The 21,483-nt window shown below is 65.5% G+C and carries 20 protein-coding genes; 7 read left to right on the forward strand and 13 right to left on the reverse strand.

The features are described from left to right. Positions 1-3: 3 nt before the first annotated feature. From BUB39_RS22800 to BUB39_RS22810, 3 genes are all read right to left on the reverse strand, one after another. The gene (locus BUB39_RS22800) at positions 4-774 is read right to left on the reverse strand and encodes a GNAT family N-acetyltransferase (RefSeq protein ID WP_073058313.1); all 771 of its coding nucleotides are present in this window, start codon (positions 772-774) and stop codon (positions 4-6) included. Position 775: 1 nt separating this feature from the next. Then, positions 776-2,008, reverse strand: a complete 1,233-nt coding sequence (gene argJ, locus BUB39_RS22805; RefSeq protein ID WP_073058315.1) for a bifunctional glutamate N-acetyltransferase/amino-acid acetyltransferase ArgJ — start codon at positions 2,006-2,008, stop codon at positions 776-778. 198 nt (positions 2,009-2,206) lie between these two features. Next, positions 2,207-3,148, reverse strand: a complete 942-nt coding sequence (locus BUB39_RS22810; protein WP_073058443.1) for a peptidylprolyl isomerase — start codon at positions 3,146-3,148, stop codon at positions 2,207-2,209. 296 nt (positions 3,149-3,444) lie between these two features. Between BUB39_RS22810 and secA the strand changes: the two genes are divergently transcribed. Then, positions 3,445-6,168, forward strand: coding sequence for a preprotein translocase subunit SecA (secA, locus tag BUB39_RS22815; protein WP_073058321.1), 2,724 nt, complete (start codon positions 3,445-3,447; stop codon positions 6,166-6,168). Positions 6,169-6,350: 182 nt separating this feature from the next. Here the strand turns inward: secA and BUB39_RS22820 are convergent, their stop codons facing one another. Both BUB39_RS22820 and BUB39_RS22825 read right to left on the reverse strand, forming a co-directional pair. Next, the gene (locus tag BUB39_RS22820; RefSeq protein WP_073058324.1) at positions 6,351-7,658 is read right to left on the reverse strand and encodes a L,D-transpeptidase family protein; all 1,308 of its coding nucleotides are present in this window, start codon (positions 7,656-7,658) and stop codon (positions 6,351-6,353) included. A gap of 126 nt (positions 7,659-7,784) precedes the next feature. Next, a complete protein-coding gene (locus tag BUB39_RS22825; protein WP_073058325.1) occupies positions 7,785-8,738 on the reverse strand; it encodes an acetyl-CoA carboxylase carboxyltransferase subunit alpha in 954 nt (317 codons plus the stop codon). Positions 8,739-9,165: 427 nt separating this feature from the next. Here BUB39_RS22825 and BUB39_RS22830 point away from each other — a divergent pair, with 427 nt between their 5' ends. Beyond that, entirely contained in the window at positions 9,166-9,573 is a 408-nt protein-coding gene (locus BUB39_RS22830) for a DUF2794 domain-containing protein (protein ID WP_073058327.1), read from the forward strand. 2 nt (positions 9,574-9,575) lie between these two features. On the opposite strand, the gene BUB39_RS22835 is transcribed toward BUB39_RS22830, so the two are convergent. From BUB39_RS22835 to BUB39_RS22850, 4 genes are all read right to left on the reverse strand, one after another. Next, positions 9,576-10,103: a GNAT family N-acetyltransferase gene (locus BUB39_RS22835; protein ID WP_425292931.1), complete on the reverse strand. Its 528-nt coding sequence runs from the start codon at positions 10,101-10,103 to the stop codon at positions 9,576-9,578. An 86-nt stretch (positions 10,104-10,189) separates the two neighbouring features. Next, a complete protein-coding gene (locus BUB39_RS22840) occupies positions 10,190-10,942 on the reverse strand; it encodes a Bax inhibitor-1/YccA family protein (protein WP_073058356.1) in 753 nt (250 codons plus the stop codon). Positions 10,943-11,124: 182 nt separating this feature from the next. Beyond that, a complete protein-coding gene (locus BUB39_RS22845) occupies positions 11,125-13,635 on the reverse strand; it encodes an ABC transporter permease (RefSeq protein WP_073058358.1) in 2,511 nt (836 codons plus the stop codon). Continuing rightward, positions 13,632-14,348 carry an ABC transporter ATP-binding protein gene (locus BUB39_RS22850; protein WP_425292932.1) on the reverse strand — a complete coding sequence of 239 codons (717 nt, stop codon included), beginning with the start codon at positions 14,346-14,348 and terminating at the stop codon, positions 13,632-13,634. Before BUB39_RS22850 ends, BUB39_RS22845 begins: the two co-directional genes overlap by 4 nt. A 77-nt stretch (positions 14,349-14,425) precedes the next feature. Here BUB39_RS22850 and BUB39_RS22855 point away from each other — a divergent pair, with 77 nt between their 5' ends. The 4 genes from BUB39_RS22855 (at position 14,426) to BUB39_RS22870 (ending at position 17,096) form a co-directional block, all read left to right on the forward strand. Continuing rightward, the gene (locus tag BUB39_RS22855) at positions 14,426-15,061 is read left to right on the forward strand and encodes an arylesterase (RefSeq protein ID WP_073058360.1); all 636 of its coding nucleotides are present in this window, start codon (positions 14,426-14,428) and stop codon (positions 15,059-15,061) included. A gap of 40 nt (positions 15,062-15,101) precedes the next feature. Beyond that, positions 15,102-16,151 (forward strand): aldo/keto reductase, encoded by a 1,050-nt coding sequence (locus tag BUB39_RS22860; RefSeq protein ID WP_073058362.1) that lies wholly within the window; start codon positions 15,102-15,104, stop codon positions 16,149-16,151. A 106-nt stretch (positions 16,152-16,257) separates the two neighbouring features. Next, positions 16,258-16,800, forward strand: coding sequence for an RNA 2',3'-cyclic phosphodiesterase (gene thpR, locus BUB39_RS22865; protein WP_073058364.1), 543 nt, complete (start codon positions 16,258-16,260; stop codon positions 16,798-16,800). Further along, positions 16,800-17,096: a 4a-hydroxytetrahydrobiopterin dehydratase gene (locus tag BUB39_RS22870; protein ID WP_139251596.1), complete on the forward strand. Its 297-nt coding sequence runs from the start codon at positions 16,800-16,802 to the stop codon at positions 17,094-17,096. Before thpR ends, BUB39_RS22870 begins: the two co-directional genes overlap by 1 nt. Here BUB39_RS22870 and BUB39_RS22875 read toward each other — a convergent pair. The 4 genes from BUB39_RS22875 to BUB39_RS22890 all read right to left on the reverse strand — a co-directional run bounded on the left by BUB39_RS22875 (position 17,088) and on the right by BUB39_RS22890 (position 20,865). Further along, positions 17,088-18,761: a GGDEF and EAL domain-containing protein gene (locus BUB39_RS22875; RefSeq protein WP_175561933.1), complete on the reverse strand. Its 1,674-nt coding sequence runs from the start codon at positions 18,759-18,761 to the stop codon at positions 17,088-17,090. The two genes, BUB39_RS22870 and BUB39_RS22875, sit on opposite strands and share 9 nt — an antisense overlap. Positions 18,762-18,923: 162 nt before the next feature. Further along, positions 18,924-19,109: a 50S ribosomal protein L32 gene (gene rpmF, locus BUB39_RS22880; RefSeq protein ID WP_073058369.1), complete on the reverse strand. Its 186-nt coding sequence runs from the start codon at positions 19,107-19,109 to the stop codon at positions 18,924-18,926. A gap of 172 nt (positions 19,110-19,281) precedes the next feature. Next, positions 19,282-20,394 carry a 3-isopropylmalate dehydrogenase gene (gene leuB, locus BUB39_RS22885; RefSeq protein ID WP_073058371.1) on the reverse strand — a complete coding sequence of 371 codons (1,113 nt, stop codon included), beginning with the start codon at positions 20,392-20,394 and terminating at the stop codon, positions 19,282-19,284. A 90-nt stretch (positions 20,395-20,484) separates the two neighbouring features. Further along, on the reverse strand, positions 20,485-20,865 hold the full coding sequence (locus tag BUB39_RS22890; RefSeq protein ID WP_073058373.1) for a RidA family protein: 381 nt from the start codon (positions 20,863-20,865) through the stop codon (positions 20,485-20,487). A gap of 207 nt (positions 20,866-21,072) precedes the next feature. On the opposite strand from BUB39_RS22890, the gene sdhC reads away from it, so the two are divergent. Next, on the forward strand, positions 21,073-21,471 hold the full coding sequence (gene sdhC / locus BUB39_RS22895) for a succinate dehydrogenase, cytochrome b556 subunit (protein WP_073058375.1): 399 nt from the start codon (positions 21,073-21,075) through the stop codon (positions 21,469-21,471). Positions 21,472-21,483: the final 12 nt, after the last annotated feature.

The raw sequence follows: 21,483 nt of genomic DNA on the forward strand, positions 1-21,483 counted from the left end.
GGTTCAGGCTTTCGGAGGGCGGCGGTAGTGGTAGCGATACTGTTCGACAAAACCGAGCGACTCGTAGAGCGCAATCGCCGGTGCATTGTTGGAGACCACCTGGATCGCGGCGCTGGTCGCGCCCTTCTCGCGCGTCCAGCCGATCGCCGCGCGCATCACCGCCGTGCCGAAGCCCTGGCGGCGGCGGGCCTTGTCGGCAACCACATTGTTGAAGATACCGATGCCGCCGGAATTGACCGCCAGTGCCGCGGCCGCTGGGGTCCCGTCGCGGCCATGCACGACGATGCCCTTGGTTTCATGGGCGATCAGAGACAGCAGTGTCTTCAGCGTCTCGACCGTGCGGGCGTCCAAGCTGGAGAGGCTCGCCTCGGCGCGATACCAGCGCGGATCGCCGGGATTGAGCCAGCGGATATCACCAACCGGCGCGACAGGCTCCGAGGAGAGATTCATGGCCAGAACGCGGCTTTCCTCGAACGGCACCCAGCCGAGTCGGTCGAGCGCGGCGACGACGCCGGGACCGGCGAGAGGCGTGACGCGGAACACCGGTTCGATGCCATGCCGGCGTGACAGCGCAGAGAGCCTGGCGATGCGGGCCTCGGCATTGCCGTCATCATTCGGGTCGAGGCATTGGAACGAGTTCGAACGTTTGCTGTAGCCATGCGCAAACCGCCAGAGCCACGCCCCGTCATGGACGAGGGCAATCGCCGGCCAGGCCGAGAGGCAGGCCCCCTCGATCTCAAGCGTTGTCGGCAGCGCGCTCGTTAAGTCCGTCATCTCAGCTGCGATAGTCGCCATTGATGGCGACATATTCCTTGGTGAGGTCGCAGGTCCAGACCCGCGCCTTGCCGGCCGCAAGGCCGAGATCGGCGGTGATGACGATTTCGTCATTCTTCATGTAGGCGGAGGCGGCGGCCTCGGAATAATCCGGGTCGCGCTCGCCCTCGAAGGCAACGCGGATGTCGCCGAATGCGATCGAGAGGCGGTCGCGGTCGGCCGGCTCGCCCGCCTTGCCTACGGCCATGACGACGCGGCCCCAATTGGCGTCCTCGCCGGCCGCGGCGGTCTTGACCAGCGGCGAATTGGCGATCGACAGCGCGACGCGCTTCGCCGAAGCATCCGAAAGGGCTCCGAAAACCCGCACTTCGATCAGCTTGCGTGCGCCCTCGCCGTCGCGGGCGACCTGGATGGCAAGGTCTTTCAGCACCTCATCAAGCGCAAGGCGGAAGTCCTCCAGCCGCGGATCGGTCGGCTCGGTGATGAGCGTCGCGCCCGGCGCCTTGGCGGTGGCGAACAGCAGCAGCGTATCGGAGGTCGACGTGTCGCTGTCGACCGTCACCGAATTAAAGCTCGCCTCGACGCCGTCGGAAAGGATCGCCTGCAGCGCCGGCGCCGCGATCGCCGCGTCGGTCGCCACAAAAGACAGCATGGTCGCCATGTCGGGCGCGATCATGCCGGCGCCCTTGGCGATGCCGTTGATCATAACCTCGGTCTCGCCGATCTTCACCCGGCGCGTCGCGCCCTTGGGAAAGGTGTCGGTGGTCATAATGGCCCGCGCCGCATCGATCCACGGACCCTCGGCGACGCGTTGCGCCGCTTCCGGCAGCACGGCGGCGAACTTCGCCGCGTCGAGCGGCTCGCCGATGACGCCGGTGGAAGCGATGAACACCTCGTCGGGACGGCAGCCGGCCACCTCTGCCGCCAGCGCGCCCTGCGCCTCGGTTGTGGCGCGGCCCTTCTTGCCGGTGAAGGCATTGGCATTGCCGGAATTGACGACGAGCGCGCGCGCCGAACCACCGGCGAGCGCCGCCCGGCACCAGTCGACAGGCGCCGACGGACACTTCGAGCGCGTGAACACGCCGGCAACCGTGGTGCCCGCCTCGAAGAGAGCGAGGAAAACGTCGCGGCGATCGCGATACTTGATCCCAGCCGCCGCCGTGGCGAAGGCGACGCCGGCGATCGGCGGCATGTCGGGGAACGGAACGGCGAGCGGCGAGACGGCGGTGGACATGGACAATCCCGTGGAAGATGACGACGCCCCCTTATGGGCGCCGAACATGACGAAAAGGCCGTCGGCCCGGCCGGAGCCGACGCGACGTACGCGACCCTCGAGCGAACCGATGGCGAAGGCCGAGCGAGGGCGGAAACCGCGCCTCGCCGGCAGTCGGTGGCGGGAGGAGATCGCTCCTCCCGCGAGCCGGTCGGCGTGTTACTGCGCGACTGGGGCCGGGGCAGCCTTCAAGGTCGGATCGACGATTTCGACCTTGTTGTCCTTGCGCAGCTGGGCGACGGCGTTCACGAACATGTCGCGGAGCACCATCTGGCGCACCTGGTCCTTGACCTGGTCATAGGTCGGGACCGGCTGGTTGCGCTTGTCGGTCACTTCGATGATGTGATAGCCGAATTTTGTCTTGACCGGCGTCTCGGTATATTTGCCGACCGGCAGCTGGAAGGCGACCGCCTCGAATTCCGGCACCATCTGGCCCTTGGCGAAATAGCCGAGCTGGCCGCCCATCTTGGCCGAGCCCGGATCCTTCGACTTCTCCTTCGCAAGCGTCGCGAAATCGGCGCCGCCGTCGAGCTGCTTGATGATAGCCTTGGCCTCGTCCTCGGTCTGCACCAGGATATGCGCCGCCTGGACTTCTTCCTGCGGCGTGACCTTGGCGATCTCCTCGTCGTAGCGCTTCTTCACCGCATCGTCGGTCGCCTTGCCATCGATCTCCACGCGGAAGAATTCGTTGCGAAGCGCGCGCTCGCGCAGCAATTCGACGCGGCTCTTGAACGTGTCCGACTGGTCAAGTCCGGCGGCGGTCGCGGCCTTGGCCATCAGCTTCAGATCGATGAGCACATCGAGAACGGCGCGGCGGCGCTGGTCGGCCGGGACCTTGCCGAGCTCATCGCCGAGATCCTGCGAGGCAAGCGCGAGGTCGCCCTCGGTGATCGGCTGGCCGTCGACGGTGGCGACGACTGTCTTCGGATCAAGGACCGGAGCCGGAGCAGCAGCCGGGGCAGGCGCGGCAGCGGCGGGCGCCGCCGGGGCCGGTGCCGGTGCAGGCGCGTCCTGCGCCGCGGCGGCTGCCGTCATGAGGCCGAGAAGGGCCAGCGCCGAAACGCTGAGCTGGAACCGCCGCGGCGGAAGACGGAAGGTCATCAAATTGTCCTTGTCCATGGTGAAGTCACTCGCGCGAGCGCGGCGGCATCAGCCGGCCGCCGAACGCCTCGTGGATCGGTTGAGAATGCGGCATTCTGCGGGCATTCCGGGGCCTCTCGGCCACGTTGACATCCTGGGTGCCCCCTCTTATCTGTCTCGGGTCGCGGCGTCCAGAACGCTTTGACGTTCGTGGTTACGGCGCTTCCGATGGTCTTCGACCTCGGAGCCTGCAAGGAATGCCCGGCGCCGACCCTTCTTCCCGGATCAAGGCGCCGACCAACAATCAAGGATGACCCATGGCAGGTCTCGGCTCGCTGGCGCGCAAATTCTTCGGTTCGGCCAATGACAGGCGCGTGAAGGGCTATCGACCCCGCGTTGCCGAGGTCAATGCCCTTGAGCCGGAATATGCGTCGCTCACCGATGATCAACTTCGCGCGAAGACGGAAGAGCTGAAGCGGCGTGTTGCCGATGGTGCGTCCGTCGACGATATTCTCGTCGAGGCTTTCGCAGTTGTGCGGGAGGGTGCCAAGCGGGCGCTCGGCATGCGCCATTTCGACGTCCAGCTCATCGGCGGCATGGTCCTTAACGACGGCTCGATCGCCGAAATGAAGACCGGCGAAGGCAAGACGCTGGTCGCGACTTTGCCTGTTTACCTGAACGCGCTCGCCGGCAAGGGCGTGCATGTCGTGACGGTGAACGACTACCTCGCCAAGCGCGACTCCGAATGGATGGGCCGCCTCTATCGCTTCCTCGGCCTCTCGGTCGGCGTGATCGTGCACGGGCTCGACGATGATCAGCGCCGCGCCGCCTATGCCTGCGACATCACCTACGGCACCAACAACGAATACGGCTTCGATTATCTGCGCGACAATATGAAGTACGACCTCGCGCAGATGGTCCAGCGCGGTCACCATTACGGCATCGTCGACGAAGTCGATTCGATCCTGATCGACGAAGCGCGCACGCCGCTGATCATTTCCGGCCCGCTCGACGACCGCTCCGAACTCTACAACACCATCGACAAGTTCATTCCGAATCTGCTGGCGGAAGATTATGAGATCGACGAGAAGCAGCGCACCGCCAGCTTCACCGAGGCCGGCAACGAGAAGCTCGAGCAGCTCCTGACCGAGGCGGGCCTGCTCAAGGGTGAGTCGCTCTATGACGTCGAGAACGTCACGGTCGTCCACCACGTCAACCAGGCGCTCCGCGCCCATCGACTGTTCCAACGCGACAAGGATTACATCGTCAAGAGCGACGAGGTGATCATCATCGACGAGTTCACCGGCCGCATGATGCCGGGCCGCCGCTATTCGGAAGGCCTGCACCAGGCGCTGGAAGCCAAGGAACACGTCCAGATCCAGCCCGAGAACCAGACGCTCGCCTCGATCACCTTCCAGAACTATTTCCGCATGTACGACAAGCTGGCCGGCATGACGGGTACGGCACAGACCGAGGCATCGGAGTTCCTCGACATCTACGGCCTCGACGTGGTCGAGATCCCGACCAACGTGCCGGTGTCACGCATCGACGACGACGACGAGGTCTACCGGTCGGCGGCGGAGAAGTACAAGGCCATCATCCGCGTCATCCGCGACTGCAGCGAGCGCGGCCAGCCGGTGCTCGTTGGCACGACCTCGATCGAGAAATCCGAACTGCTTTCGGAGTTTCTCAAGAAGGAGAAGGTGCCGCACCAGGTCCTCAACGCCCGCTATCACGAGCAGGAGGCCTATATCGTCAGCCAGGCCGGCGTGCCAGGTGCCGTGACGATCGCAACCAACATGGCCGGCCGCGGAACCGACATTCAGCTTGGCGGCAATCTCGACATGCGCCTCGAGCACGAGCTTGCTGGCATCGAGGACGAGACCGCACGCGCCCGCCGCACCGAAGAGGTGAAGGCCGAGATCGCCGTTCTCAAGCAGAAGGCGCTCGCCGCAGGTGGCCTCTACGTGATTGGCACCGAGCGGCATGAAAGCCGTCGTATCGACAATCAGCTACGCGGCCGCTCCGGCCGTCAGGGCGACCCTGGCCACTCGCATTTCTTCCTGTCGCTGCAGGACGACCTGATGCGGATCTTCGGGTCCGAGCGCATGGACGGCATGCTGCAGAAGCTCGGCCTCAAGGAGGACGAGGCGATCGTCCATCCCTGGATCAACCGCGCGCTTGAAAAGGCGCAGCAGAAGGTCGAGGCACGCAATTTCGACATCCGCAAGAACCTATTGAAATATGACGACGTCATGAACGACCAGCGCAAGGTCATCTTCGACCAGCGCGTGGAGCTCATGGGCGAGGCCGATGTCAGCACGACCGTCGACGGCATGCGCCAGGAAGTGATCAGCGATCTGGTTGCCAAGCACATTCCTGAACGCGCCTATCCCGAGCAGTGGGATTCGAAGGGCCTCCGCGAGGCGCTGCAGCAGGCGATCAATCTCGATCTGCCGATCGAGGAATGGGCAGCCGAGGACGGGATCGCCGATGCCGAAGTGCGCGAACGCGTGCTCAAGGCCGGCGACGAGGCGGCTGCGCAGCGGACGTCGCGCTTCTCGCCGGAGGTCATGCGCCAGGTCGAGAAAGCCGTGCTCCTGCAGACGCTCGACCATCTCTGGCGCGAGCATCTCGTGACGCTCGATCACCTCCGCCAGGTGATCGGCTTCCGCGGCTATGCGCAGCGTGACCCATTGAACGAGTACAAGACCGAGGCTTTCGAGCTGTTCGAGGCGATGCTGCAGAGCCTCCGCGAGGCGGTGACGGCGCAGATGATGCGCGTCGAGATCATGCAGTCGCCGCCGCTGATGCCGACCGATGTCGAGGATGTCGAGCCTATCCATCTCGACCCCGTGACCGGCGGCAACGAACTCGACGAAGCCTTCTATTCGAGCTTCACCCCCTCGCAGCAGCAGGGCTTCGAGGCGGCCGGCGTTGATCCGAACGATCCGACCACCTGGGGCAAGATCCAGCGCAACGCGCTGTGCCCCTGCGGCTCGGGCAAGAAGTTCAAGCACTGCCACGGCCGTTTCGCCTGAGGGCGATCGTCTGGATTAAAATGCCGAACGGCCGGGCTTTGACCCGGCCGTTTCTTTTTCAGCGGTTCCGACTAGTGAAGGGCGAGGGACACGATCTTGCCCGCCCGCCGATTTGGCATTGAAGCGGCGGTGTCCATCTCGAACTGGAACTCAAGTGCCCTGCCTCGAACGCGCCGAAGCCATCAACCGAACGGGTTCGGCACCTTCGGGATCTTCGACTTGATCTTGCCCCAGAAGCCCGGCTTCGGTTCGGGGGCGGCGACGGGCGTCACGACAGGACGCAGCGGCGAGGCGACCGGGAGCGGGACGCCAGGGGCCGGCTCACCGCCCAGGGCGGCGGTTGCGACAGGGTCGATGACGTCTTCGGGGCTTGCAGCCGGAGCCGCCGTGCCAACCGCCTCCGAGGCGCCAGCCGCACCTGCCGGAGACGCGTCGGCCGCTGCCGGTGCAACCGCAAGCGGGACCGCAACATTCGCCGCGGCGACGGCCTGCTCGCTGGCGGCGATCGTCGGCACGGGCATGACGGCCGCCGGCGCGGTGCCGGATGCCTTCTGCGCCTCGTTGGCAGCCTTGACCGCGGCGATGCGCGCCTCCTGCTCGGCGGCCTTGGCAGCAGCGATCGCCTCTTCCTGCTCGTATTTCGGCGCGAGCTCGGCGATCAGCGCGTTGTCGGTCGTTTGCTTGGCCTTCACGGCGGCCAGCACCGTCGGCGAATAAGTGAGCGGCGGACAGGCGGCCGATGAATTCAGCGCCGTGCTGGACTTCGCATTGAAGACGTAGCGCTTGCCGCAGACGCCGACCTTCGGGACCTGCGCAGTGACAGCGAAATTGTCGCTGCCCTCCTTCAGCATCGCCCAGAAATCGTAGTTGGGATCCTTCCGATGATGCGCCATGTTCTCCGGCGTCATGCGGAACGGGAAGAGGTGGACCTCGAAAGATCGCTGGCCGCCGCGGAACGAGTCGCGCGCGAGGGCGTAGATCTCTCCCGCTGCGGCATCCGTCATCGAATAGCAGCCGGCCGACGAGCAGGCGCCGTGCACCATGATATTGGTGCCCGTGCGGCCAAGGGCGCGGTCATAGGCGTTGGGGAAGCCGATGTTGAACGACAGGTAGTAGTTCGACTTCGGGTTCATCTGACCCGGCGTGATCGTGTAGAAGCCTTCCGGCGCCTGCCGGTCGCCTTCCTTGATCTTCGGCCCGAGCTTGCCGGACCATTTGCAGATCGAATAGGTCGTCAGCAGCTTATAGCTGCCCGAGCGGGTCTGCTTCCAGACCTCAAGCTCGGAGCTTTCCTTGTAGCCACGGACATAGATCGGCGCAGTCGGCGCCATATCGAGCTCGGTCATTTTGGTGACGAGCTTCTCCGGAACCGGCATCAATTCCTTCGGGCCGTTGGGACCCGAATAGTCCTCGCAGGCCGCAAGCATGAGGCCGGCGGCGACGATGAGCGCGGCGCGGATGAGACGGCCTGTCAGCGCGATTCTCAGCATGAACACCTCAAGGATCCGTCAGGCGCCGCGATCACATCAGGCGCGCAGCTTCGGCCTGCCGGAACCAGCCGCGCCGTCCTGCAGCGCCCAGCCGGCCGGATGCCTCAAAAGACAGGCGGAATCGTGTCAGAGCGAACGGCCGATCGCAAGAAACTTCTCGCGTCGCTGCCGCTTGATCTCGGCCTCTGGCATGCCGTCGAATGCGGCGAGTGCGACGAAGATCGCATCGCCGACGGCTTCGATCGCCTGCTCCGGCCCGCGATGAGCGCCGCCGACAGGCTCCGGAATGATCTGGTCGATGACGCCGAAGCGCAGCAGGTCCTGCGCGGTGATCTTCATATTCGTGGCCGCATCCTGGGCGCGCGTTGAATCGCGCCAGAGGATCGAGGCCGCGCCTTCAGGCGAAATCACGCTGTAGATCGCATGTTCGAGCATCAGAACGCGGTTGGCCGTGGCGATCGCGATCGCGCCGCCCGAACCACCCTCGCCGATGATCACGGAGACATTGGGAACGCCAAGTCCGAGTGCCGCCTCGGTCGAGCGCGCGATGGCCTCGGCCTGGCCGCGCTCCTCGGCATCGATACCCGGGAACGCACCGGCTGTATCCACCAGCGACACGACCGGCAGGCCGAAACGCTCCGCCAGTTCCATGATGCGCACGGCCTTGCGATAGCCCTCGGGCCGGGCCATGCCGAAATTGTGCCGCAGGCGGGTCTCGGTATCGTGACCCTTTTCCTGGCCCATCACGGCCACGGGCCGGCCGCGGAAGCGGCCGAAGCCGGCCAGGATCGCCTGGTCGTCGCCGAACTTGCGATCGCCGGCGAGCGGCGTGAAATCCTCGAACAATCCCTTGGCATAGGAGACGAAATGCGGCCGGTCGGGATGGCGGGCGACCTGTGTCTTCTGCCACGGCGTCAGCTTGGCATAGATGTCGGCGAGCGCCTGGCTCGCCTTCGATTCCAGGCGCTGAATCTCCTCGCCGATGGCAACGGCATCACCGCTCTCGCCCATGGCGCGCAGTTCCTGCACCTTGCCTTGGAGATCGGCGACGGGCTTCTCAAATTCCAGAAAGGTTCGCATCCAGACCTACGCGCCGGACCAAAAAACAGCGGACCGGCCCTTGGCGAGGGCAGGGTCCGAAAGCGCGCGCACACTGGCGGCAAGGCCCATGGCTGTCAAGCTGGACAGTCGGCGTGCAGTGTAACGCAACATGAAATGACGAATGGGAGCGCTTCAGACATCAGCGCCCATGGCGCGAGAAAGGTGGTCCGGCTCGAACAAGGTTCCCCGGGGGGCTGGGGGGCTGAGAAATTCCGAAGTTCCCGCCGAGCCGGACCGTCTGAATACGGTGCTGAAATAGCCAGCCCAATGCGGCTGGTGCCGGGCCGAAAGAGGGCGAAAAAGTGGATTTTGGCGATGCGAATTCACGCCTTCGTGAGGGTCACTCCGCCACCGGAACGACCCTCGCCTTGCCAGCGCCGTCGTTCGGCGCGATCATGACGGAGCGATGACAAAGGCGAATGTGGCGGAGGCGCTTTTGAGCGACGGTGGCGAGGAAGCAAAGAGCGGCGAGGCCGCGACGCTGGTTGCCTTTGCGGGGCCAGCGCCCGGGCCTCGGCAAATCGCCTTCAATCGTCAGGAGCTCAACCAGATCCTCAGGGTCTATGGCCGCATGGTAGCCGCCGGCGAGTGGCGCGACTACGCGATTGACCATCTCGAGGAGAAGGCGGTGTTCTCGATCTTCCGGCGGACCTCCGAGATGCCGCTCTATCGCGTCGAGAAGGATCCGAGCCTCGCCCGCCGCCAGGGCGCCTACGCTGTGATCGCCGCCGGCGGCTATGTCATGAAGCGCGGACACGATCTCAAGCAGGTGCTGACCGTGCTGGACAAGCGGCTGAAGCTCGTCGAGGGCTGACCTCAGGGCGGCAGGGCCGCGCCGTTGCCGAGGGCGCATTGCATCAGCACGCTGTCGAGCCAGCGGTCGTGCTTCCAGCCGACAGCCTCGAAGGTTCCGACCATGTGGAAGCCGAGCGCGCGGTGTAGCGCGATCGAGGCAGCATTGCCGGAATCGCCGATGACCGCGATCATCTGCCGGTAGCCGGCGTCTGTCGCAGCGTCGAGGAGCGCTGCGAGCAAGGCACGCCCCACGCCAAGGCCGCGCGCGTCGGCTGCGAGATAGATCGAATCCTCGACGGTCCAGCGATAGGCGGGGCGAGGTCGGTAGGGTCCGGCATAGGCGTAGCCGAGCACGGCATCGGCGTCCGAGACCGCAACGAGATAAGGGTGGCCCGACGCCGCGAGCGCAACGCGTCGCCGCACCATTTCGTCCAGCGGGGGCGGCTCCAGCTCGAAGCTCGCCGTGCCCTCGCGCACCGCCGCGCCATAGATCGCAGTGATCGTGGCGAGATCTGTATCGGCAACGGGCCGGATCGAAAAGCGAGACAAAGACGGCATCGGCGGAGCAGCGGGCGGCCCACATGAAAAAGGGCGCGGCCTTGGCCGCGCCCTTGGATGACTTGCAGTCTGAAGCCTTAGCGGCGGTCGCCGAACAACCGCAGCAGCATCAGGAACAGGTTGATGAAGTCGAGGTAGAGGCTGAGCGCGCCCATGATCGCCTTACGGCCGGCCGTGGTGTGGTCGTCTCCCGCGAAATACATCTCCTTGATCTTCTGCGTGTCATAGGCGGTGAGGCCCGTGAAGATCAGCACGCCGAGGATCGAGATCGCGAAGCCGAGGGCCGACGATCCGAGGAAGATGTTGACGATCGATGCGATCACGATGCCGATGAGGCCCATGAACAGGAACGAGCCCATGCCCGTCAGATCACGCTTGGTGGTGTAGCCATAAAGGCTCATCGCGCCGAAGGTGGCGGCGGTGATGAAGAACACCTGCGTGATCGACTGCGAGGTATAGGCGACGAAGATCGTCGTCAGCGAGACGCCCATGAGGGCCGAATAGCCCCAGAACACCAGCTGTGCCATGCCGACCGACATTTTCTGGATGCCGAAGGACAGCAGGAAGACCAGCGCCACGGGCGCCAGCACGATCACCCACATCAGCGGGCTGCCGAACAGCGTCTGGCCGAGCGCGGTCGGCTGAAGGCCGGCGCCGGTGTCGACGAATGTCAGCTTGAACATGCCGATCGATGTCGCAGCCGTGATCAGCAGGCCGATCGCCATGTAGTTGTAGACCTGCAGCATGTAGCTGCGGAGGCCCTGATCGATAACACCGGTTTCGGCACGCGCTGCGCCAAACGGTGAGACGCGATTGTCGAAATCTGCCATCGAAGTCCCTTCTCCCGAACAGTGTACCGCGTTGTCACGCGACGCCCCGTCGATCCGACCCTCCGAAAAAATACGGAACCGGCCGCCCGGGATGTGCCTGCGATATGGCCCTTGCCATCCGGGCGTGCAAGAGCCCGAGATGACAGCGTCTTACAAATGGTAACTGAAGCGGAGCCTTGATCCTACAGGTTTCTGAGCACCGGCGCCGCCTTCTGGCCGAGCAGCCGCCATGTGCCGGCGAGCCCCAGCACCACGGTGACCAGGACGGCAGCGACCGCCGCGCCAAGCGCGCTCAGCGGCGCGAAATGGAAGGTCTGCTTCATGACGCCCGCGACCACCCCCCACGCGGCGAGCGAGCCCGCCAGCACGCCGAAGGTTGCGGTGGCAAGGCCGAGCAATCCGTATTCGAGGCTGAACGCCGTGATCAGCTGCCGCCGCGTCGCGCCGAGGGTCTTCAAGATCACCGCATCGTGAAGGCGGCGACGATGACCGGCCGCAAGCGCCCCGCCCAGCACGAGGACGGAGGCGGCCAGCGCGACGGATGAGGCGATGCGGATTGCCAGCATCAACTGGCCAAGAATGGTGGAGACACGGTCGAGCGCTTCGCGGACCCGCACCGCGGTGATGCCGGGGAAGGCCGCGCCGGCATCCTTCATCACCCGTGCCTCCAGCGCGGGATCGGCGGCGCCCGGATAAGCGAGCGTCGTCAGCACGGTATAGGGCGCGCCTGTGAAGGCGTTCGGCGAGAAGACCATGACGAAGTTGATCGCAAGGCTTTCCCAGTCGACCTCGCGCAGATTGGCGATCTTCGCCTCCACGGGACGGCCAAGCACGTTGACGACGAGGCTGTCGCCGACCTTGACGCCGAGACCCTCGGCAACGCGCGCCTCCAGCGAAACGAGCGGCGGCCCGGCATAATCGGCGGGCCACCAGGCGCCAGCAACGAGGCGCGAATTCTTCGGCACGCTCGCCGAGAATGTGACGCCCCGATCGCCCTGCAGCACCCAGGCCTGATCCGGCGCCGGCTTCAGGTCGGCCGCCGCAACGCCGCCCACGCTGACGATCCGTCCGCGCAGCATCGGAACGCTTTCGAGCGTCGCATTCGGAACCTCCTTGGCCAGGAAGGCCGAAAAGGGCTCGATCTGGCTGCTCGGCACGTCGAGGAAGAAGAAGCTCGGGCCGTTGTCCGGCATCGAGCGGGTCAATTGCCGCTGCAGGCTGCCATCGATCAGGGCGATCGCGACCAGCAAAGTGAGCCCGAGCCCCAGAGACAACACCACGGACGCGGTCAGCGCGCCCGGACGATGGATATTGCCGATCGCGAAGCGCCATTCGGTCGAGCGCTGCCTGGGCGCCCTTCGCGCCGCCAGCATGACAAGGAAGCCGACGAGGCGGAGCAGCACGAACGAGCCGCCCATGGCGACAACGAACATCATCGCGATGCGCCTGTCATAGGCCAGGAGGACCGAAAGCCCTGCGAGCAGTCCGGCCGAGGCGATGGCGGCGACGAGGAAGGCTGGGCGAATGCGGGCCGGCAGGCCGGACGCCACATCGCGGAACAGCGCCGTCGGCTTGACGTCGCGGATCCGCCCGAGCGGGGCGAGCGCGAAGGAGACTGCGGTCATGAGGCCGAACAGAGCGGCGATGGCGAGTTCGCCTGGATAGAAACCAGTCTCGGCGCCGACCGGCAGTACATCCGTCAGGAACCGAAGCGCGATCAGGGGCACCAGCGCGCCGATCACGAGGCCGATCATCACGCCGACAAGCGCGATGGCCATGATCTGGATGAAATAGAGTGCGACGACGAAGCGCGCCGAGGCGCCGAGCGAGCGCAAGGTGGCGATCACCGGCCGCTTCATGTCGAGGAAGGCCCCGACGGCATTGGCGACACCGACCCCGCCGACGATGAGCGCCGCGAGGCCGACCAGCGTCAGATACTGCGCGAATTGGTTGATGCTGCGCTTGAGGCCGGGGGATGCGTCGTCACGGGTGCGCACCTGCCAGCCGGCCTCTGGAAATTCCTTGGTCGCCTGATCCGAGACAGCAAGCGGATCGCCGCCTGCCGGAAGGCGCACACGATAGGCCCATTGCACGAGGCTTCCCGGCTGCAGCAGTTGGCTGGCGTCGAGCGCAGCCCGGGATATCAGAAGGCGCGGCCCGAAGCCGAGGCCGGTCGAGAGCTTGTCCGGTTCGGTCGCAATCGCCCCGGCAATGCGCAGCCGAGACGAGCCGAGATCGATGCTGTCGCCGACATTGAGGCCGAGGCGGATCAACAGCTCGGAATCCGCAACCGCGTCGAGGGGCTCCGCCGGATCAAGGCCGGAGCCGCCCGGCGCGATATCGAGCTTTCCTGTCAAGGGATAGGCGCCGTCGACCGCCTTGATCTCGACCAGCGTCTGGTCGGTGCCATCGACCTTGCGCGCCATGCCGCGCAGCGTGGCGATTTCGGAGACCGCGCCGGACTTGTCCAGGAAGCCGCGTTCGTCGGCATTCGCCTGGCGCTGGACCAGCGTAACCGAAAGATCGCCGCCGAGAATATTGGCGCCCTCGCGCGCAAGGCCGACGGTCATGGCGCGCGACACGGAGCCGACGGCCGCGATCGCGGCGACACCCAATGCGATCAGGGCAAGGAAGATGACGAAGCCGCCGAGCCCGGCGCGCAGTTCGCGGACGGCGAAGCGCAGTGCCGTCATTCGGCGGCGCTCCGTACGGCTTCCGAGCGATCAATGATGCCGGAATGGATGCGGACGACACGGGCACAGCGGGTGGCAAGCGCATTGTCATGCGTCACCAGCACCAGCGTCGTCCCGCGCCGCGCCGAGGTCTCGAACAGGAGATCGGCAATCTGCCGGCCCGTCGCCTCGTCGAGATTGCCGGTCGGCTCGTCGGCGAAAATGACGGCCGGCTCAGCGACGAGGGCACGCGCGATGGCGACGCGCTGCTGCTCGCCGCCGGAAAGCGCGGAGGGATAATGCGTCAGACGATGCCCGAGCCCGACAAGCCGAAGCTCTGCCTCGGCCCGAGCAAAGGCATCGCGCCGGCCCTGGAGTTCGAGCGGCACCGCGACATTTTCGAGTGCAGTCATGTTGGGAATGAGATGGAACGACTGGAAGATGATGCCGACATTGGCGCCGCGGAAACGCGCCAGGCCGTCCTCGTCTTCCTGCGACAGCTCGACCCCCGAGACGCTGAGCCGGCCGCTGTCGATGCGCTCGAGCCCGGCCATCGCCATCAGCAGCGTCGACTTGCCGGAACCGGAAGGTCCAACCAGAGCCACCGTCTCACCAGCGGCAACCGCAAGGCTGACCTTCTTGAGGATATGGACGCGCGCCGGTCCCGATCCCAGCGACAGGTCGACATCCGCGAGCGAGATGACGGCGGATGGGGAGATGTCACTGACGTTCAATGGCGGCCGCCCTATATGTTTCGCTGGTCGGCCGCCCGTCGCGGCACGCATCGACTGCATATGGGAGCCGGAGACGGATGAAAAAGACCCTGCTGGCGCTTCTGGCGCTCGCGCTGGCCGCGCTGCTTCCCCCTGTCGCAGCCGGGGCGGCGCCGATCCGCATCCTCGCGCTCGGCGACAGCCTGACCGCGGGCTATGGCCTCGGCCCCGAGGATGGCTTCACGGCACAGCTTGAGCGGGCGCTGAAGGCGAAGGGCCTCGACGTCACTATCGTCAATGCCGGGGTATCGGGCGACACGGCGGAAGGCGGTCTCGCGCGGCTCGATTGGGCGCTCGGAGACGGCGCCGATGCCGCGATCGTCGAGCTCGGCGCCAACGACATGCTGCGCGGCATGGACCCAGCCGGCACCCGCAAGGCGCTCGACGCGATCCTCGCGAAGCTCAGTGAGCGGAAGATCCCGATCCTCCTCGCAGGCATGCGCGCCGCACCCAATCTCGGGCCCGACTATGCCGCAAGGTTCGATACGATCTATCCCGAGCTCGCGACCAAGTATGGCGCCACCCTTTATCCGTTCTTCCTCGATGGCGCCGCAGCGCAGTCGGCCCTTCTGCAGGCTGATGGCCTGCATCCGAACGCCAAGGGGGTCGCGCTGATCGTCGAACGGATGCTACCTTCCGTCGAACGTCTCGTCGGCGAAACCAAGCCCCGCTGAACGAGACCGCCCACCGCCTACCCTCCTCCGGAGTTCATCAATGGAATATCGTTCGCTCGGCCGGACCGACCTGGCCGTGTCCGCCATCTGCCTCGGCACCATGACCTGGGGCCAGCAGAATACCGAAGCCGAAGGCCACCAGCAGCTGGACTACGCCTTCGACCACGGCATCAATTTCCTCGACACCGCCGAACTCTATTCGATCCCGCCGCGTGCCGAGACGCAAGGCGCGACCGAGCGGATCATCGGCTCCTGGATGAAGGCCCGCGGCAATCGCGAAAAGGTCATCATCGCCTCGAAGGTCGTCGGCCGTACGCCGATGGACTGGTTCCGCGGCGGTCGGCCGTCCAAGCTCGTCCGCGCCGATATCGAACACGCGATCGACGGCAGCCTGAAGCGGCTCGGCACCGATTATATCGATCTCTACCAGCTTCATTGGCCGGACCGCGCGGTCACCCAATGGGGCTCAAATCCCACCCGCTATCGCGTGCCGGAGCCTGCGGCCGACGAGGTGCCGATCGAGGAGACGCTCGGGGTGCTCGCCGACCTGGTCACCGCAGGCAAGATCCGCCATGTCGGCCTTTCGAACGAGAGCGCCTGGGGCACGATGCGGTTCGTGACGGAGAGCGAGAAGGGCCTCGGGCCGCGCGTCGTCTCGATCCAGAACGCCTATAACCTTCTCAACCGCACCTTCGAGGTGAACCTCGCCGAGATAGCACTGCGCGAACAGGTCGGCCTCCTCGCCTATTCGCCGCTGGCGCAGGGCTATCTCTCCGGCAAGTACCAGAATGGGGCACGGCCGACCGGTGCGCGTACGACCTTGTTCAAGCGCGGCGACCGCTATGAGACGCCGGGCGCTGCCGAAGCGATCGATGACTATCTAGCCGTCGCCCGCGACTTCGGGCTTGATCCGGCGCAGCTTGCGCTCGCTTTCGTGACCAGCCGGCCGTTCGTGACATCGAACATCATCGGCGCAACGACCATGGAGCAGCTTGCCGCGGACATCGCGAGCGAAGCCGTCGCCATCACGCCCGAGATCGAGGATCGGCTCGACGCGGTGCTGCAGCGGCGCGGCAATCCCTGCCCCTGATTCCTATGCTGCCGCGCCTTACAGAGGGCGCGGCAGCGAGGCTGCTTTACAGGCCGGCCTCAAACCGCAATGCTTCGCTATCCTCAACGCAAACCGGAGGATGCCGATGCCGCGTCTCTTCACAGCCCTCGAGGTTCCGGCCGAGGTGGGGGAACGACTCGCGCTCCTGCGCGGCGGGCTGCCCGGGGCGCGCTGGATCGACACCGACTTCTACCATGTGACGCTGCGCTTCATCGGGGACATCGATTTCCGCACGGCAGATGAGGTTGCCGACGCGCTCTCGCGGGTGAAGCGGCGCGACATCGCGCTCAATATCGATGGTCTCGCCGCATTCGGCTCGGCGAAGCCGCACTCCGTCGTCGCTCGCGTTTCGCCCTCGCGCGTGCTCGGCGAGTTGCAGGCCGAGCATGAGCGCATCGTGCAGAAGATCGGCCTGCCGCCGGAAGGCCGCCGCTTCACGCCGCATGTGACCCTTGCCCGCCTGCGCGGCACACCGCAGCGCGACGTCGCCAATTATCTGACGCTGCGCGGCGGCTTTTTCGCCGGTCCCTTCCCGGTCAGCCGTTTCGTGCTCTACTCCTCGAAGGATTCGACCGGCGGCGGACCCTATCTGCTTGAGCAAAGCTATCCGCTGGCGGAGGCTGCCTGATGAAGACCTTGAGCAAGACGGCGCTCGCGACAGAGCTGGCGAAGCTTTCGGATTGGAAGACCACCGCGAAGGGTGATGCGATCACGCGTGTCTTCACCTTCGCTGATTTCAGCGAGGCGTTCGGTTTTATGGCAAGGGCCGCGCTCGCGGCCGAAACGATGAACCATCATCCGGAATGGTCGAATGTCTACAATAAGGTCACGGTGACTCTGACGACGCATGATGCCGGCGGCCTAACCGACCGCGACATTGCGCTCGCTGCCGCAATGGACAGCATCGCAAGTCCATCAGCCTGAGACGGGAGCCAGCCAGGGTGGATCGAGACTGGCCTCGCCCGAGAGCTGACCCTGGATGCGCTGCACACCCCAGCCGGCGAGCAGGCCCGCTGCCGCCTCGTCCTGGACCCATTCGGCCACCGTCTCGATGCCAAGGTCGCGCGCAAGTTCTGTCAGACGGCGGACGAAGATCTGGTCGTCGGGGCTGGATGCCAATCGCTTGACGAAATCGCCATCGATCTTGACGAGGTCGACGGCCAGCATTCGCAGATTGCGGAACGAGGTGAAGCCTGCGCCGAAGTCATCGATCGCCACGCGTGCACCCAGCGCATGCACCGCCGCGACGAATTTCGTCGTCTCCTCGATGTTGCGGATGGCGCTGGTTTCCGTGATCTCGACGATCAGCCGCTTGCCGAGGTCATGCCGCCGGCGCACCGCCGCCGTGACCCGATCGAGCCAATCTGGAGAAGCGGCCGTTTCCGGCGCGACATTCACCGAAAGAACCGCCTCGGGATGGTCGACGAGCGCCTTCAGGACGAGATCGAGGATCGCCAGGTCAAACAGGCGGGCGAGGCCCAGCCGCTCCGCCAAGGGCACGATATGGCCGGCGCCGACGATGCTGCCATCTGCCTGCTCCAGCCGCAGCAGCGCCTCGTGGAAGAGAGGCACGCGAGTCGTGATGTCGACCACGGGCTGAAAGGCAAGACGGAGCCGACGCGCCGTCAATGCGCCGATCAGCTGACGAGACAGTTCGGCATTCTCGTGCCGCTCGGCCGTACGCTCGGTTGAGGGGACATAGGCGACGAAGCGTCCGCGGCCCTCGGCGCGGGCAAGATCGAGCGCCTCCTGTGCCCGCTCGACGCTATCTTCCCGGCTGCGACCATGGCGCGGTATCGACACGCCGCCGATCGAGACGGTGATGGCGAATGTGCCTTCGCTCGTGGCGATGACATCTTCGCGTATCACGCCCAGAAAGCGCTCGGCCGCGACGCCGATCTCATGTTCGTCGCAGTTCATGAGCAACATTGCGAGCTTGCCGCCCGAGTAGCGGCCGATGGCATCGCCCTCGCGCAGCCGTCCCCGGATCCGGTGCGCCACCGCGATCAAAGCACGGTCACCCGCCTTGAGGCCGTAGGCCTCGTTGATGAGCGAAAGGTCGTCGATCGCGATCAGCAGGAAGGCGGCCGAGTTGCGGAATTTCTGCGCGTCCTCGATCGTCGCGCGCAGCAGATCCATCATGTAGGCGCGGTTGAAGAGCCCGGTATCGGCATCGTAGCGCGTCAGGAAGGCGAGGCGCTGCTCGCGCGCGTGACGCTCGTTGATGATGCGGATGACACCCTCGGCCCGGACGGCGCGGCGGGCGCCATCGGCATACCAGCGCCCGGCATCCTCGACCCAGAGCACTGGCCCGGTCGGTCCACTCGGCCGGATCGCATACTCGATCTGATAGGCGACGCCCTCGCCGGCGTCATGGCCGACGCCCTTCAGGATCTGACGGCGCGAGGTCGGGTTGCCGGTATCGACCAGTGCCTCATAGGCGGCACCGGTTGCGATCGCCGCCTCATCGGCAACGCCGAGCAGCTTTGCGGCGTCGAGGCTCCAGGCGATGCGATCGTCGGGGATCGACCAGCGATAGGCAGCCTGACCGATATGAGCGAGAACCGCCTCGATCGGAGCGTCGTCCATCGGCATGCCTGATCCTCAATCAGCCAGCCCCTCCGCCAGCCGCAAAACGGGCGCGACAATCGCATGCAATGCCGGCGCGAACAATGCCGGGCCGCAACCGGCGCCAAAAAGAAAAGGCCGGCTAAAGCCGGCCTCGTCAGTACCAATCCCTGCCAGCAGGGATCAGGCTTCGGTCTTCGGCGTCAGGATCTGACGGCCGCGATACATGCCGGTCTTGAGGTCAATGTGATGCGGACGGCGAAGTTCGCCCGAATTCTTGTCCTCGACATAGACCGGCTGGGAGAGCGCATCGTGCGAGCGGCGCATGTTGCGCTTCGACGGCGACGTCTTTCGCTTCGGAACAGCCATTTCAATCTTCCTTCGTCACGTCGCCGCCAACCGGCGGCGTGCCGCCCGGCGGGGCATGGCAGTCAATTTGAATGCGGCCTTATACAGAGATCATCGGCCCTTGACCAGAAGGAAGCGGCAAAAACATTCGCCGCCTTCCAGTCCCGGGCCACGCTGCCAAAGGCCGCGCGGATCAGGTCGACAAGAGATCGAGTTCGGCGATGATGGCATCACCCATCTGGCTTGTGCTGCAGGGGCTCGTGCCAGCCGCGGCAATGTCGGCCGTGCGGAGGCCCTTGCCGAGCACGCCTGCAATGGCGCGGTCGAGCAAGTCCGCCTCGGCGACGAGACCGAAGGAATAGCGCAGCGCCATGCCGAACGAGGCGATCATCGCGATCGGATTGGCGATGCCCTTGCCGGCGATATCGGGCGCCGAACCATGCACCGGCTCATAGAGCGCCTTGCGGCGGCCGGTGGCGGCGTCAGGCGCGCCAAGCGAGGCCGAGGGGAGCATGCCGAGCGAACCGGTCAGCATCGCGGCAACGTCGGAGAGGATGTCGCCGAAGAGATTGTCGGTGACGATGACGTCATACTGCTTGGGACGGCGGACGAGCTGCATGGCGCAATTGTCGGCGAGCACGTGCTCAAGCGCGACATCGGCATATTCTTCCTTGCCGATTCGCGTCACGATCTGGTTCCAGAGCACGCCGGACTTCATGACATTGCGCTTCTCGGCCGAAGCGACGCGCTTGCCGCGTGTGCGGGCGAGTTCAAAGGCGACACGGGCGATGCGCTCGATTTCAGGCGAGGTGTAGAGCTGCGTGTCGACGGCGCGCTTCTGGCCGTTCTCCAGCGTCACGATTTCCTTCGGCTCACCGAAATAGACGCCGCCGGTCAGCTCGCGGACGATCAGGATATCGAGGCCCTCGACCAGCTCGCGCTTCAGCGACGAGGCTTCGGCGAGCGCCGGGTAGCAGATAGCCGGCCGCAGATTGGCGAACAGCGCGAGATCCTTGCGGAGACGCAGCAGCGCCGCCTCCGGCCGGACGTCATAGGGAACGCCATCCCACTTCGGACCGCCCACGGCGCCGAAGATCACGGCGTCGGCGGCAAGCGCCTTGGCCATGGTCGCCTCGGAAACCGCCTTGCCATGCGCGTCATAGGCCGAGCCGCCGACGAGATCGTGCTCATATTCGAAGGATGCGACGCCGCGCGCGCCGAACCAGTCGATGACCCGCTTCACCTCGGCCATGATCTCGGTGCCGATCCCGTCGCCGGGCAGAAGCAGAAGGTTGAAGCTGGTCATGGCAAGGCTCTCCGGAGGTTCGTGCCGGGCAAGATGTTGCGGGGCGGGCGGGCGAGCGATAGCGAGGCGAGGCCTGCGATGCAAGCGGACTCAGGCCTTGAGCGCCGTCGCTTCGATCTCGATCTTCATCTCCGGCCGGATCAACTGTGCGACGACCATCGTCGCGGCCGGTCGGATCGCGCCAAAGACGCGGCCCGTCTCGGTAAAGACGGCGTCGACGAATGCGACGTCGGCGACGTAGTAATGAACGCGGACGATATCGGCGAGCGCGAAGCCGCCCTCCTCCAGCGCCGTCTCGATCGTTGCCAGCGCATTGCGCGCCTGGGCACTTACGTCCTCAGGCATCGTCATGGTCGCGTAGTCATAGCCGGTGGTGCCCGAGACGAAACACCACGGACCCTGGACCACAGCACGCGAATAGCCGGCCGCCCGCTCGAACGGCGAGCCTGTCGAAATCAACCGTCGCGACATGACCGTGATCCTCCCGTTGCGACATGGCGCATCGCCCCCCTGTCAGACGTGTCGGCGCAGCCTAGTTCATCGTGAGACAGGCGCACCAGCGCCGTCGGCGTCCCTGCGACCGACAGGCTTTTGACCGCGTCGCACATTGGCGCTAGAACGACTCCAGCAAATGGCGGTGAAGCTTACGTGAACGTAAGCGGCAGGAGGATTGAACCCATGTCGAACGCCGAGGCGAAGACGAGCCGGCCGCTCTCTCCGCACCTGCAGATCTATCGCTGGCCGATCACGATGCTCGTTTCGATCCTGCATCGCGCCACGGGCATAGCCCTTTACGGCGGCACGCTGCTGCTGGCCTGGTGGGTCATCGCCGCAGCCGCCGGCCCTGCTTATTTCGATGTCGCCAGCGCTGTCTTCGGCTCGTGGATCGGTCGCCTCGTGCTTTTCGCATACACCTGGACGCTGGTTCATCACCTGCTCGGCGGCATCCGGCATTTCATCTGGGATGTCGGCGCCGGCTTCTCGAAACCTGCCCGCGACAACCTCGCCCGCGCCAACATCATCGGCTCCGTCGTCTTGACGATCCTGATCTGGATCGTCGGCCTCGCGATCAGCTGAGGAACCCGTTCA

The sequence above is a fragment of the Kaistia soli DSM 19436 genome (genome assembly GCF_900129325.1).
GTDB classification, from domain to species: Bacteria; Pseudomonadota; Alphaproteobacteria; order Rhizobiales; family Kaistiaceae; genus Kaistia; species Kaistia soli.

What these genes read in the sequence shown, in the direction of transcription:
- argJ (WP_073058315.1), bottom strand. Translation starts at nt 2,008, where the DNA reads ATGTCCACCGCCGTCTCGCCGCTCGCCGTTCCGTTCCCCGACATGCCG.
- BUB39_RS22840 (WP_073058356.1), bottom strand. Translation starts at nt 10,942, where the DNA reads ATGGCAGATTTCGACAATCGCGTCTCACCGTTTGGCGCAGCGCGTGCC.
- thpR (WP_073058364.1), top strand. Translation starts at nt 16,258, where the DNA reads ATGCCGCGTCTCTTCACAGCCCTCGAGGTTCCGGCCGAGGTGGGGGAA.
- BUB39_RS22860 (WP_073058362.1), top strand. Translation starts at nt 15,102, where the DNA reads ATGGAATATCGTTCGCTCGGCCGGACCGACCTGGCCGTGTCCGCCATC.
- BUB39_RS22855 (WP_073058360.1), top strand. Translation starts at nt 14,426, where the DNA reads ATGAAAAAGACCCTGCTGGCGCTTCTGGCGCTCGCGCTGGCCGCGCTG.
- BUB39_RS22870 (WP_139251596.1), top strand. Translation starts at nt 16,800, where the DNA reads ATGAAGACCTTGAGCAAGACGGCGCTCGCGACAGAGCTGGCGAAGCTT.
- secA (WP_073058321.1), top strand. Translation starts at nt 3,445, where the DNA reads ATGGCAGGTCTCGGCTCGCTGGCGCGCAAATTCTTCGGTTCGGCCAAT.
- BUB39_RS22830 (WP_073058327.1), top strand. Translation starts at nt 9,166, where the DNA reads ATGACAAAGGCGAATGTGGCGGAGGCGCTTTTGAGCGACGGTGGCGAG.
- BUB39_RS22800 (WP_073058313.1), bottom strand. Translation starts at nt 774, where the DNA reads ATGACGGACTTAACGAGCGCGCTGCCGACAACGCTTGAGATCGAGGGG.
- BUB39_RS22890 (WP_073058373.1), bottom strand. Translation starts at nt 20,865, where the DNA reads ATGTCGCGACGGTTGATTTCGACAGGCTCGCCGTTCGAGCGGGCGGCC.
- BUB39_RS22810 (WP_073058443.1), bottom strand. Translation starts at nt 3,148, where the DNA reads ATGACCTTCCGTCTTCCGCCGCGGCGGTTCCAGCTCAGCGTTTCGGCG.
- sdhC (WP_073058375.1), top strand. Translation starts at nt 21,073, where the DNA reads ATGTCGAACGCCGAGGCGAAGACGAGCCGGCCGCTCTCTCCGCACCTG.
- BUB39_RS22875 (WP_175561933.1), bottom strand. Translation starts at nt 18,761, where the DNA reads ATGGACGACGCTCCGATCGAGGCGGTTCTCGCTCATATCGGTCAGGCT.
- BUB39_RS22845 (WP_073058358.1), bottom strand. Translation starts at nt 13,635, where the DNA reads ATGACGGCACTGCGCTTCGCCGTCCGCGAACTGCGCGCCGGGCTCGGC.
- BUB39_RS22820 (WP_073058324.1), bottom strand. Translation starts at nt 7,658, where the DNA reads ATGCTGAGAATCGCGCTGACAGGCCGTCTCATCCGCGCCGCGCTCATC.
- rpmF (WP_073058369.1), bottom strand. Translation starts at nt 19,109, where the DNA reads ATGGCTGTTCCGAAGCGAAAGACGTCGCCGTCGAAGCGCAACATGCGC.
- leuB (WP_073058371.1), bottom strand. Translation starts at nt 20,394, where the DNA reads ATGACCAGCTTCAACCTTCTGCTTCTGCCCGGCGACGGGATCGGCACC.
- BUB39_RS22825 (WP_073058325.1), bottom strand. Translation starts at nt 8,738, where the DNA reads ATGCGAACCTTTCTGGAATTTGAGAAGCCCGTCGCCGATCTCCAAGGC.